Origin of the sequence: Stenotrophomonas sp. C3(2023), assembly GCF_032911385.1 — a bacterium.
GTDB lineage: Bacteria > Pseudomonadota > Gammaproteobacteria > Xanthomonadales > Xanthomonadaceae > Stenotrophomonas.
Genome location: NZ_JAWJLO010000001.1, coordinates 109,724 through 122,797 on the forward strand (window position 1 = coordinate 109,724; position 13,074 = coordinate 122,797).

Sequence of the window (13,074 nt, forward strand, 5' to 3'; positions counted from 1 at the left end):
GCATCAGCAGCTGTGTGCAGCCAATACGAAAGATCAGGCGCACTCAGCAAACCAGCGCAGGTCACTGGCTTGGACGCGCTTATCGCCGACGAAACCGCCCACCACACTTCATTCGGGCAAGCCGCACCCGCAGGCGCCGGCAGCGCCGGCACCTGCCTGGTAACCTCAGCCCTTGACCGGGTTCAGGTCGAAGTTGTTCGGCTGGTACTGGAACAGCAGGCAGTCTTCGCCGGCCTTGCAGCCGCTTTCATGCACCAGGTTCGCCGGCAGGTTGTAGAACGAACCTGCGGGGAACAAGGTCTCCTTGCCGTCGATGATGGCGTAGAAGGTGCCGCTCAGCACCACGGTCGGCAGGGTCTGGCTGTGCGTGTGCAGGCCATTGTCGGTGCCGGCCTTGAAGCGCACGAAGGCCGAGTAGAACCCTTCACCGTGGCTGAGAATGTTGCCTTGGGTGTTGGCGTAGCTGACCGCGCCGTTGGTGCCGGGCACGTCCTGCCAGTGCAGGTCCGAGGCGGGCAGCGAGACCAGCGTGTCGTCCAGCTGCACCGTGGGATGTGCGGGCGCCGCGACGGCTGCGGGGCCTGCAGCAGGGCCCGCGCAGGCGGTGGTGGCTGCGGCGAGCAGTGAAACAACCAACAGGGTGCGGATCTTCATGTGATGTGCCTGGAGTGAATGTGCGCACAGCCTAGGCGCGCACAGACACCGGAACATCCACCGCGCGCCCACAGCAGCGGTGCGCGGCGTGCACAGATCCTCCGCGCAGCCGGGCTGCGCGGAAATGTTCAACCAGCCAGCACCGCGGCGGCGCGCGCCAGTTCTTCAACCGCCGCCCAGTCGCGCGACTGCATCAGGGCCGGGGTCGTCAGCCACGAGCCGCCCACACACAGCACGTTGGGCAGGTGCAGGAACTGCTGCGCGGTCTGCGCGCTGATGCCGCCGGTCGGGCAGAAGCGCACGTCGCCGAACGGGCCGTTCCATGCCGAAAGCAGCGGTGCACCACCGGCCTGCACCGCAGGGAAGAACTTGAAGGTGTCCAGGCCCTGCTCCAGGCCCTGCATCAGCTCGGAGGAAGTCGCAATGCCCGGCAGGAACGGCAGGTCCACATCGCGCGCAGCGGCATACAGGCGCTCGGTGGCGCCGGGCGAGACCGCAAAGCGCCCGCCCACATCCTTCACCGCCTGCATCTGCGCGGCGGTCAGCACCGTGCCCGCACCGATCACGGCATCGGGAACGGCCTCCACCATGGCCTTGATCGCCTCCAGCGCACGCGGCGTGCGCAGGGTGACCTCGATGACCGGCAGGCCACCGCGGAACAGGGCATGGGCGACCTGCACGGCATCGTCAACATCATCGGGAGTGAACACCGGAATCACCGGTGCCAGTTTCAGTACCGCACGAACGCGCGGATCAGCGCCGGACATCGAAACGCTCCTCGCCCACCAGGGCCACTACGTCAGCTTCGCTGACAGGATTGAAATCGCCGGGGATCGAGTGCTTCAGCGCACCGGCCGCAAGGCCGAAGCGCACCGTGGCCTCGGCGTCGAAGCCGCGCATGATGCCATGCAGGATGCCGGCCGCGAAGGCGTCGCCGCCACCGATGCGGTCGACGATGCCCTGCAGCTGGCGCACCGGCGCCTGTGCGCGGGTGCCATCGCGGCCCAGCAGCAGGGCGCCGAGTGCATGATGGTCCACGCTCAGGGCCTGGCGCTGGGTGCAGGCCATCCACTGCAGCTGCCCGAAGGCCTCGAACGCGGCGGCGGCGGCTGCCTCGACACGGGCGACCACGTCATCCTGCGTGAAGCGATGGCCAAGCACGACTTCGATGTCGCGGTAGTCGGCGAACACAATGTCGGCCTGGGCAAACAACTCGCGCAGGATGGTCGGGGCATCGCCGCCCCAGCGCTGCCACAGCTTGGGACGGAAATTACCGTCGAAGGAAACCTTCACCCCGCGTGCGCGGGCAGCGCGTGCAGCGGCCAGTGTGGCTTCGGCCACCTCGGCACCCAGCGCCGGGCTCACGCCGGACAGGTGCAGCCAGTCCGCGCCCTGCAGCAGCGTCGGCCAGTCGTAGTCGGCGGCGGTGCTGCGCGCGAAGGCGGAGTCAGCACGGTCATAGACCACCTCGCTGGCGCGCTGCACGGCACCGGTGGTGAGGAAATACAGCCCCATCCGCCCGTCCGGATCGCGCCGCACCTGGCGCGCGTCCACGCCATGCCGGCCAAGTTCGCCGAGCACATAGTGGCCCAGTGCGTTGTCGGCCACCGTACTGGCGATGGACACGTCATGGCCGAAGCGGGCCAGCGACACGCCCACATTGGCTTCGGCGCCCCCTGCATGCACCTCCAGCTGCGGCGTCTGCAGCAGCAGCTGGCGGCCTGGAGCCCCCATCCGCAGCAGCAGCTCGCCAAAACAAACGACTCGACTCATTACCCGTCCCTCGCTGTGTCCTGGTCGACCATCGGCTGGCCGATACGCGCCAGACACGCACCCCGCGTGCCCGTTGGCTATCGGTGTCATTCTAGCCCCGATGGACGTTCCGTCTACCCCTGCATCGCGATGAAGGCATTGTCCTGCAAGCGTCTCCGGGACATTACAAATCTGTTGCGGTGCAAGATGCTACGGCGTTCGCGTGCTGTTAACGTCCGCTCTGACCAGCGGTGTCATCGTGCAGACGCCGCCCACGTACCAGACCTTTGGGAGAGGGGAAAGGCCATGCAAGTCCGTAACAGCAGCAAAAAGACACCGGTTACCATGCTCGCGCTGTCGATCGGTCTGGCGCTAAGCGCCGCCGCCAACGCGCAGGATGCCAGCGGCCAGAGCGCCACTGACCTGGACACCATTACCGTCACCGGCTACCGCGCCAGCGTGGAGAAGGCGCTGGACATCAAGCGCGGCGAGGCCGGCGTGGTCGATGCCATCGTGGCCGAGGACGTGGGCAAGTTCCCCGACCTCAACCTGGCCGAATCGCTGCAGCGCATTCCTGGCGTGGTGATCACCCGTGAAGCGGGCGAAGGCCGCAACATCTCGGTGCGTGGTCTGGGTGCCGACTTCACCCGCGTGCGCATCAACGGCATGGAAGCGCTGACCACCGTCGGTGCCGGCGACCAGAGCGGCGGCACCAACCGCGGCCGTGGCTTCGACTTCAACGTGTTCGCTTCGGACCTGTTCTCGCAGATGCTGGTGCGCAAGACTGCTTCGGCCGACGTGGAAGAAGGTTCGCTGGGCGCCACGGTCGACCTGCGCACCGCGCGTCCGTTCGACTACGACGGCTTCACCTTCGCCGCCAGCGGCCAGGCCAGCTACAACGACATGGCCGAGAAGGCCGATCCGCGCATGTCTGCGCTGATCTCCAACACCTTTGCCGACGGCCGCTTCGGTGCGCTGCTGTCGGCTGCCTATTCCGAGCGCCAGGCGCTGGAAGAAGGCTCCAATACCGGCCGCTGGGCCGGCGGCACCAGCAACGGTGGCTTTGCTGCCAGCCCGGCCTTCCCGGATGCACGCCGCGCTGATGTCTACCACCCGCGCTTCCCGCGCTATGTGCAGATGGAACACGAGCAGAAGCGCCTGGGCGTGACCGGCTCGCTGCAGTGGAAGCCGACCGACAGCACCGAAATCTCGCTGGACGCGCTGTACTCGAAGATCGACGCGACCCGTGATGAAAACTACATCGAGGCGATCTCCTTCAGCCGCAACCGTGACTCGGGCACCGGCGCGAACCGCCGCCCGGAGCGTGACGGCAAGCCGGCCACCGTGGTCACCGCTGGCGAGATCCGCAACAACGCGCTGGTCTATGGCCAGTTCGACAACGTCGACATCCGTTCGGAAAGCCGCCACGACGAGTGGAACACCGAGTTCAAGCAGGTCGGCCTGAACTTCGACCATCGCTTCAATGATGCGTTCTCGGTCAATGCCAAGGTCGGTCTCTCGCGTTCGGCGCATGAGAACCCGGTGCAGACCACGCTCATCATGGACAAGTACGACGTCGACGGTTACAGCTACGACTACCGGGGCAACAGCCGCATGCCGGTGCTGAACTATGGCGTCGACCCGACCGACCCCAACGGCTGGGAGCTGGCTGAAATCCGCCTGCGTCCGCAGTACGTCGACAACGACTACGACACCGCCGAAGTCAACTTCAACTGGAACATCAGCCCCGGCTTCCGCCTGAAGGGCGGCGTGCAGAGCAAGGATTACACCTTCAGCACCCTGGAACTGCGTCGCAGCAGCGAAGGCGCCGTGCCGCTGCTGCCCAACGGCACGCGCATCCTGCCCGGTGATCTGACCACCGGTGCCGGCCTGAAGGGAATCGCCGGGTCGCCGTCGAACTGGGTGGTGCCCGACCTCAACGCCATCGCCGATCTGCTGGACATCTACAACAACACCGGCACCTTCGCCGTTGCGCCGCGCTCGAACAACAGCCGTGGCGTGGAAGAGAAGGGGCGCGGTGGCTGGTTGATGGGTGAGTTCTCCACCGACCTGGGTTCCATTCCGCTGTCGGGTAACTTCGGCGTGCGTTATGTCGAAACCAAGCAGCGTTCCACCGGCTTTGCCACCGTCGCCGGTGCGCTGGTGCCGGCGGTCAGCAACCGCAAGTACGACGACACCCTGCCCTCGTTCAACCTGGTCGCCGAGATCACGCCGGACTTCCTGGTGCGCCTGGGCGCAGCCAAGGTGATGAGCCGCCCGGGCTTGGGCAACCTGACCCCCGGCGTTACCGTGGCCGTGGCCGGTGGCGCACGTACGGTCTCCGGCGGCAACCCGGCACTGGACCCGTACCGCGCAACCAACGTCGACATGAGCTTCGAGTGGTACTTCGCCGAAGGCGCCATGGCCGGCATCGGCCTGTTCTACAAGGACATCGACTCGTTCGTGCAGACCGCGCGTGAGACCCGCCCGTATTCCAGCAGCGGCCTGCCGGCCAGCCTGCTCGACGGCACCGGTGCCACGGTCAACGACGACTTCACCTTCAGCGCACCGCTCAACACCCCCGGTGGCGAGCTGTACGGCGTGGAAGCCAACTACACCCAGCCGTTCACCTTCCTGCCGGGCAAGTGGTCCAACCTCGGCATGCAGTTGAACTACACCTGGGTTGATACCAGCATCCAGTACGTCAACTCGTCCGGTGTGGCGACGATGAAGAACCAGCTCACCGGTACCTCGAAGAACGCCTGGAACGCCACGCTGTTCTACGAAGGTGAAACCTGGTCCGGCCGCGTCTCGGCGACCAACCGCAGCGACTACCTCACCGTGGTCACTGGCCAGGAAGCCGGCTTCAACACCGACGGCTACCACGGCATGACCGGCACCACCGTTATCGACGCGTCGCTGCGCTACCGCATCAGCGACCAGCTGGAGCTGACGCTGGAAGGCATCAACCTGAGCAACGAAGGCTCCGATGAGTGGGTCTACTCGCCCGCCACCGGTCAGCTGCCGCTGCAGTACACCGAAACCGGCCGCCAGTTCATGCTCGGCGCCCGCTACAAGTTCTGATCCACCCAAGCGGCGGCGTGCACAAGCCACGCCGCCGCCCGGTGCAACGCCAACGATCCCGCATGAGCGTGGCCCGCTGCTGCGGCGCAAGATGATGCGCCGTGGAGGCTTTGCTACGTTCACGTGACCAGCGGTGTCAGCAAGACGTTGCGCCAGGTACATGCCGGAGGACGCCGGCATGCGCTTGCAGGACCTGCCACGCACGCTTGAGGACACCCTGGAGGGGAACACGCAATGGATTCGTTGAACGCACGTCGCCGCGCCGCAGGCGCAACACCGTACAGTCTGCTCGCGCTGTCGATCGGCCTGGCGCTGGCTGCCGGCACCGCTGCCGCCCAGCAGACCCCCGAGCAGGCCGCCGCCGGCATGAACGCGGTGGACCTGGACAAGGTCGAGGTCAAGGCGACCTACCGCGAGAGCCTGCAGCAGTCGCTGGATGAGAAGCGCTACAGCATCGAGCAGGTCGACGCGATCTACGCCGAAGACATCGGCAAGTTCCCCGACCTGAACCTGGCCGAGTCGATGCAGCGCATCGCCGGTGTCTCCATCGATCGCGAGGGCGGCGAAGGCCAGCAGATTTCAGTGCGTGGCCTCGGCTCGGACTTCACCCGGGTGCGCGTCAATGGCCTGGAAGCCCTGTCCACGGCGGGCAACGGTTCCAACGGCGTCAACCGCGGCCGCGGCTTCGACTTCAACACCTTTGCCTCCGAGCTGTTCAGCCGGGTCAAGGTCAACAAGAGCCAGTCGGCACAGATGGACGAAGGCTCGCTCGGCGCCACCGTCGACCTGCGCGCTTCGCGCCCGTTCGATTTCGACGGCTTCCAGGCGTCGCTCAACGGCCAGTACGGCTTCAACGAGCTTTCGCGCAGCAAGGACCCGCGCATCTCCGGCCTGATCAGCAACACCTGGGGTGATGGCCGCTTCGGCGCGCTGATGTCGGTGGCCTACAGCAAGCGCACCATTTTCGAGGAAGGCTACAACCCGGTGCGCTGGGAGCACGGCAACTACCGCAACTCCAACCAGTCCAACGCCAACAACAACGGCACCTACGGGTTCTGCAGTCCGGTCGGCTACGACCCGCAGACCCCGCGCAACCCGCTTTCCAACGAGACCGCGCAGGGCGTGGGCAGCGCGGCCAACCAGGCGCGCAACAATGGCTGGGGCAGCTACGGCATCGATGCCACCCACTGCGGTACGGGTATCGACCGGCCGGCAGCCACGCCGGAGAACATCGCCGCCTACGAAACCGCCACCAATGCGTGGATTCCGCGCTACCCGCGTTACATCCGCACCGAGCACAACATCGAGCGGCTGGGCGTCACCGGTGCGTTCCAGTTCAAGCCCAACGACGACACCCTGCTCAACCTGGACCTGATGTATTCCAAGCTGGACAAGGACCAGCGCGAGGATTCGATCGGCGCCAACCTGCACCGCACCGCGCAGTACGGTGGCAAGACCCAGATCGCTGTGCGCGAGGCGCAGGTCGACGCGCAGAACCGGCTGGTCTACGGTGTGTTCGACAATGTCGACTTCCGTACCGAGTCGAGCGCCATCGAGGAAAGCACCGAGTTCAAGCAGTTCAGCCTGAACCTGGAACACCGCATCAACGACGCGGTGCGCGTGGACGCGCTGGTCGGCCGCTCCGAATCGACCTTCGAGCGCCCGGTGTTCTCGATGGTCAGCTTTGACAACAGCAACCTCGACGGCTTCGTGCTGGACATGCGCAACGGCGCCAGCATGCCTTCGATGACTTTTCCGTTCGCGCTCAACGACCCGGCATCGTGGGACTGGCTGGGCTACGGCACCGCACCGGTCAATGCCAATGGCACCGCGCGCGGCGGCAACATCAGCGAAGTGCGTCTGAACCCGCAGTACGTCGACAACACCTTCGACACCGCCAAGGTCGACCTGACCTTCAACATGTCGCCCACCTTCACCCTGCGCGCTGGCCTGGCCTACAAGGACTACCAGATGAGCACGCAGGAGTACCGCAACATCAGTTACGGCCGATTGTCGCAGGCGCTGCCGGACGGGCTGACCGTGGGTGACCTCAGCACCCAGCTCGGTGGTTTCGGCAAGGGCCTGGACGGCAACACACCCAATGGTTGGCTGATTCCCAACTTTGACCGCATTGCCGAGCTGCTGGACATCTACTGCAACTGCGATACCGGCACGCTGGGCGGTGATTACCGTCTGGCCGGCGTGGGCCACTTCGGCGCCTCCAACAACAACTTCGACGTCAACGAGAAGAGCTACGGCAGCTACCTGCAGCTGGACTTCAACACCGACCTGCTGGGCCGTCCGTTCCGCGGCAACCTCGGTGTGCGCTACGTGCGCACGCAGATCGCCGCCAGCGGGTATGCTCCGTGCCAGGCCGCCAACGTCGGCGATCTCTCCGATGCCTGCGAGCCGTTCCTGGGCGTGGCCAACGCCTCTTCCGAAGCAGGCGAGCGCCTGCTGGTGCCGACCACCGTCGGCCACAGCTACGATGACTGGCTGCCGGCACTGAACCTGGCATGGGATGTCACCGACAGCGTCGTGCTGCGCTTCGGTGCGGCCAAGACCATGGCCCGGCCGACCCTGTCCAACCTGTCGCCCAGCGTCAGTGGCGGCCCCACCGCGTTCCTTGACGAAGACCGCTACTACTCGATCAACCTGGGCAACCCCAAGCTTGATCCGTTCCGCTCGACCAACTACGACCTGAGCGCCGAGTGGTACTTCAACGAAGGTGCCCTGCTGTCGGCGGCGCTGTTCTACAAGGACATCGACACCTATGTGCAGCGCACGCGCCTGCTGACCACCTGGGCCGACATGGGCTACTCGCTGGACCTGCTGCCGGCCGGCTTCAGCCCGAACACCCTGTTCAACGTGCAGAGCTACTTCAACACCCCCGGCGGCCCGTTGAAGGGCTATGAGCTGACCTACCAGCAGCCCTTCAGCTTCCTGCCCGGCTTCTGGAAGAACTTCGGCATCCAGCTGAACTACACCCACGTCGAATCGAAGATCAAATATCTCTTCAGCTCGGGCACCGGCAACACCATCGTCACCACCTACACCGAGAACGACCTACTCAACCTGTCGCCGAACTCGTACAACGCCACCGTCTACTACGACGATGGCCGCTTCAGTGCGCGCGTCAGCACCAGCTACCGCGACGCGTACATCAACCAGATCCTCACCCGCGAAAGCGTCTGGGATCTGGACGGCAATCAGTTCGCCACTGCCGATGTCACCGGCAAGTACAGCGTCAAGAACGTGGACTTCAACATGTCCTGGAAGTTCAACAAGAACCTCACGATGAGCTTCGAGGCGATCAATCTGCTGGACACCGCGGACGAGCGCTATGTCGACTCGGCGCTGTCACTGCCTGACCGTTACACCCACACCGGCCGCCAGTACTACCTCGGCCTCCGTTACAAGTTCTGAGCGTGAGCACGCTTCCGCTGATGGCAACGCGCCGGTCACCTGCCCTCTCTCCGTGGGGATCGGTGCGCTGCCTCGGCGGGGCACCTCCCCGCCTGCCACGCCTGGCCCCGCGACGCCGTTCCGGCGCCGCCCGTTGTTGAAAGGAAGGTTCCATGTCACACGCCGTTGCCCCCCGTTCGTTGCGCCCACGCCTGCTGGCGCTGGCCTGTGCCCTTGCCACCAGCACGCCGGTGCTTGCGGCGCAGACGCCGACGCTGCTGTTCCATGTGGACGCCAGCCACGGCCTGGATGCGGTGGTGGCCAGCGGTGAAGCGGTTCCCAACTTCCGCGACAAGGTGCAGGTGGTCGACGATGCGGCGCTGGGCAAGGCGATCCAGTGGCAGGACGATGGCGTGCTGGCGTGGGATGCGCCGGGCAACATCCAGGCCCAGCGCGGCACCCTGGCCTTCGACTGGCGCCCGCGTTACGCCGTGGGCGAAGCCCCCTTCGTGATCTTCCGCGTCGGCTATGCCGACCACAGCAGCTGGGACATGGCCTGGCTGCGCATCGACTGGAACGGGCAGGGCTTTGATGCCTTCGTGACCGATGCGAACCTGGCCCGCACCCGCGTGTCGTTCAAACTCGACAAGCGCCCGGACCCGAAGCAGTGGCTGCACATGGCCTTCGCCTGGGATGAAGACCACGGCGTGCGTCTGTTCATCGATGGCCGCGAGGTGGCGCGTGTGGAGACCACCGGCGACTACGATGCCGCGCTGGATCAGCTGGGTCTGGCCGGCCGCGTGATGGCACCCTACCAGGTGCAGAGCCGTTACAACTTCCTGCGCGGCAGCGATTTCCAGCACATCCGCGTCTACGACCGCATGCTCGATGGCACGGCGGTGGCGGCACTGGCCCGCGGCAAGGACGTCACCAGCGCTGTGGCAGCAGCGACCGACCAGCGCGCCTGGCTGCACCGCTTTGGCTGGGAGGGCGCCGCACCACCGGCACTGTCCGCCGACGGCACGCGCATCCGCAAGATCGAGTTCGCCGACACCAAGGACCTGAAGCAGTGGATGTGGAAGGGAACCGACGGTATCGCCGAAACCACCTGGCCGGGCGTCTACAACCGCTCGCGCCTGCCTGGGCGTGATGATTACTTCCAGCTGCCCGACTGGAACACCTATGTCGAGGCCGGCCAGCATCTGGACCTGTCGCTGCCCGAAGGTGAGACGGTCAACCGCATCGAGATCCGCGGCGCGGCCTTCGGTACGCTGGCCCACGGCAGCACCGCCGAGAAGGCTACCGATGTACTGTTCACCCGCCCGCAGGGGCCGGTGCGCAGCGTCAACGACATCGCACCCCAGCAGGGCGGCGTGCTGCGTTTCAGCAACGTCGAGCAGGAAACGCCGATCCAGGAGATCTGGGGCTACCACGTCGACACCGGTCCCGAGCCGGACGGCATCGTCAAGCAGACCTACCTGATCGACAGCCAGGCCCTGCCCGACTACACCAACCTCGACGCGCTGCGCGCCTACATCGACGGTCGCTTCGCGCCGGCCGAGCGCAGCACGGTGATGGCCCTGCCCAAGGGCGCTGGCTCACGTCGTCGCGGCGCCGACAGTCTGCCGGCCAGCCCGCTGCCGATCGTGCATGTGCTGGTGCCCTCCGGCGTCGGTGACGCACCCGCCAACCAGCCGCTGATCCGCAGCTGGGCACACAGCTGGGAAAACATGTACGACGGTCTGGATGGCGTGGCCATCGACCTGCCCGCGCTGGATCTGCCCGCGACCCACGACGGACTGATCCCGCTCAACATCCGCATCAAGGACCCGATCTGGCCGGCGCGCGACATGATCGATGTCTCGGTGTCGGTGCAGCCGGGCAAAAAGCGCACCGTGTGGCTGGACCTGCGCGACCGGATTCTCACCGCCGACAGCCTGTGGCTGAGCATTGCCTCGGCCGCGCCCGGCTTTGACGCCAATGCGCTGGACGGTGCGGAGATCCGCATGGTGTTCAAGCCGCGCGCCGAGGCGATCAAGGAACACGTGGCCGACCGCTTCAACCAGGTGCGCGACAACTGGGGCTTCCTGGTCGAGGAACACACCACCTCCAAGCGCCAGCGCCTCTACGCGCGCGTCTACGCGGACCTGAGCGACCTGCTGCGGGTCGACCCGGACCATGAGCAGGGCCGGCTGTACTGGAACTACATCAGCTACAACAGCCAGGGCAAGCCACCGTTCACCCTGCCGCAGGCACCTGCGGGCGTGCCGACGTGGGCCTTCAACCAGGTGCAGGACCTGGCGCATGTGCGGCGCTTCATCGACTGGTGGATCGACCATCGCCAGGTGGCCTACGGCGATTTCGGCGGCGGCATCTCCGATGACTCCGACCTCACCCAGCAGTGGCCGGGCTTGGCGCTGATGGGCGTCAAGCCGGACCGCATCAATGCCTCGCTGACCGCGCTGTCCGATGCGGTCTACCGCAACGGCATGTTCAGCAATGGCCTGAGCACCATCGAGACCGACGAGCTGCACTCGTACGAAGAAGGCATCAACACCAACAGCGCGATGCTGTACCTCAACTGGGGCGACCCGCTGACGGTGGAGCGTCTGATGGAAACGGTGAAGGCACTGGATGAGCGCATCATCCTGCCCAATCCGCAGGGGCATCTGCTGTTCTCCAGCAACTGGTTCGGCGGCAACAAGATCTACCGCGAACCGAACTGGCAGTGGCAGAAGCCGTACTCGTTCCCGATCCTGCACCCCGCGTTCCTGCTGGGCCAGTTCAACGCCGATCCGATTGGCCGCAAGCTGGTGGTGGGCCTTGCCGACAGCTACCTGGCCCACGCCTACACCGACGACAAGGGCCGCTGGGCACTGCCCAATGAAATCAACTGGGCCACCGGTGAGACCCGCGGCGGCGAACTCAACAACGGGTCCGGCAGCGGCGACATCATGCACACCTTCTGGGCGGCGTGGCGCTGGACCGGTGATGACAAGTACCTCAAGGCGCTGGACTACCGCGTGCAGCGTGGCGGGCCGGGTGCACTGGCCAACCTGGGCGAGAACTATGTCGAAGCCCTTGGCCGCCAAGCCGAGTGGTACCCGAAGCTGCAGGCCGACGCCGAGGCCGGCAAGACCGGCTTCAACAGTCTGATGGCCTGGCAGGCGACCGGTGACACCCGCTTCATTGCCGACCTGCATGCCGAAGGCATCCAGGCCAAGGCACAGCGCGAGTACATGAACACTGACGGGCACTGGTGGTCGGACCGTGTCGAGGCACCGAGCGAGTTCCTGCAGCGCGCCCGCCTGGGCGGCATCGCGCTCAAGCGCAACCAGACCTGGCCCGGCCACACGGTGAGCTGGCGCTTCGACCAGGAAGACGCGGCCGAGCAGGTCGCCCTGCTGGTGCACGCCCCCTCGCGCGAAGCGTTCACCGTGACCAGTTACAACCTGGGCAAGCGTCGCATCAGCGCCGCGATGACCGGCTGGAACGTGGCCCCGGGCACCTGGACCGTGCGCAGCGGCGTGGACAGCAATGGCGATGGCAGGATCGACGGCAGGGCGGTGGAGCGCGACGTGCAGCTGGAAACCAGCATGGCCACCGAACTGCAGTTCCAGCCGGGACGCACCGAGATCTTCGAGTTCACCCTGAAGCGCCCTGGTACCCCGGTGGAGCAGCGTGCCGACCTCGGCATCGGCCGCGGCGACGTGCGCGTACAGGGACGTCAGGTGGAGGTGACCGTGCACAGCCTTGGCCACGTGGCCAGCGGCACCGGCGTGGCCATCCTCGAAGACGCCCGGGGTCGCGAAGTCGCCCGGACCGAAGTACCGGCGATGGAAGCCCCGAGCGACCTGACGCCGCGCACGCGCACCGTGCAGCTGCCCCTGCCCGCCGGCGACCGCAATGGCCTGCGCGTGCGCATCGCCCTGGCAGACGGCAGCGACGAAGTCACCCAGCTCAACAACGTGGTCGACATCGCCCCCTGAGCACAGTCGACAGCAGGCAAGGGGCCGGACAACCCGGCCCCAGCCGCGGAAGACAGCAGCAACAGCAACAGCAGCAGCGTGACGACCAACGGTCGTCACCTACCGGAAGCAGCTCCCATCAGTTGCCAGGTTTGCTGCCCGCCCTGCCATCCCGCAGAACACCACCCAGCCGTTGCAGTTGCCGTTGCAG

General features: G+C 66.0%; 6 protein-coding genes. 3 read left to right on the forward strand and 3 right to left on the reverse strand.

The window, feature by feature from the left end; translation table 11 throughout:
* Positions 1 to 165: 165 nt before the first annotated feature.
* From RZA67_RS00425 to RZA67_RS00435, 3 genes are all read right to left on the reverse strand, one after another.
* Complete coding sequence (locus RZA67_RS00425) at positions 166 to 654, reverse strand: DUF4437 domain-containing protein (RefSeq protein ID WP_317210552.1); 489 nt, start codon at positions 652 to 654, stop codon at positions 166 to 168.
* Positions 655 to 782: 128 nt separating this feature from the next.
* A complete protein-coding gene (gene eda / locus RZA67_RS00430; RefSeq protein ID WP_317210553.1) occupies positions 783 to 1,421 on the reverse strand; it encodes a bifunctional 4-hydroxy-2-oxoglutarate aldolase/2-dehydro-3-deoxy-phosphogluconate aldolase in 639 nt (212 codons plus the stop codon).
* Positions 1,408 to 2,427, reverse strand: a complete 1,020-nt coding sequence (locus RZA67_RS00435; protein ID WP_317210554.1) for a sugar kinase — start codon at positions 2,425 to 2,427, stop codon at positions 1,408 to 1,410. The genes eda and RZA67_RS00435 overlap by 14 nt, the downstream gene beginning before the upstream one ends.
* A 285-nt stretch (positions 2,428 to 2,712) precedes the next feature.
* Between RZA67_RS00435 and RZA67_RS00440 the strand changes: the two genes are divergently transcribed.
* The 3 genes from RZA67_RS00440 (at position 2,713) to RZA67_RS00450 (ending at position 12,884) form a co-directional block, all read left to right on the forward strand.
* The gene (locus RZA67_RS00440; RefSeq protein ID WP_317210555.1) at positions 2,713 to 5,490 is read left to right on the forward strand and encodes a TonB-dependent receptor; all 2,778 of its coding nucleotides are present in this window, start codon (positions 2,713 to 2,715) and stop codon (positions 5,488 to 5,490) included.
* Positions 5,491 to 5,724: 234 nt separating this feature from the next.
* On the forward strand, positions 5,725 to 8,916 hold the full coding sequence (locus RZA67_RS00445; protein ID WP_317210556.1) for a TonB-dependent receptor: 3,192 nt from the start codon (positions 5,725 to 5,727) through the stop codon (positions 8,914 to 8,916).
* Between the two features lie 152 nt (positions 8,917 to 9,068).
* Positions 9,069 to 12,884 (forward strand): LamG-like jellyroll fold domain-containing protein, encoded by a 3,816-nt coding sequence (locus tag RZA67_RS00450; protein ID WP_317210557.1) that lies wholly within the window; start codon positions 9,069 to 9,071, stop codon positions 12,882 to 12,884.
* Positions 12,885 to 13,074 lie beyond the last annotated feature (190 nt).

What these genes read in the sequence shown, in the direction of transcription:
- RZA67_RS00425 (WP_317210552.1), bottom strand. Translation starts at nt 654, where the DNA reads ATGAAGATCCGCACCCTGTTGGTTGTTTCACTGCTCGCCGCAGCCACC.
- eda (WP_317210553.1), bottom strand. Translation starts at nt 1,421, where the DNA reads ATGTCCGGCGCTGATCCGCGCGTTCGTGCGGTACTGAAACTGGCACCG.
- RZA67_RS00435 (WP_317210554.1), bottom strand. Translation starts at nt 2,427, where the DNA reads ATGAGTCGAGTCGTTTGTTTTGGCGAGCTGCTGCTGCGGATGGGGGCT.
- RZA67_RS00440 (WP_317210555.1), top strand. Translation starts at nt 2,713, where the DNA reads ATGCAAGTCCGTAACAGCAGCAAAAAGACACCGGTTACCATGCTCGCG.
- RZA67_RS00445 (WP_317210556.1), top strand. Translation starts at nt 5,725, where the DNA reads ATGGATTCGTTGAACGCACGTCGCCGCGCCGCAGGCGCAACACCGTAC.
- RZA67_RS00450 (WP_317210557.1), top strand. Translation starts at nt 9,069, where the DNA reads ATGTCACACGCCGTTGCCCCCCGTTCGTTGCGCCCACGCCTGCTGGCG.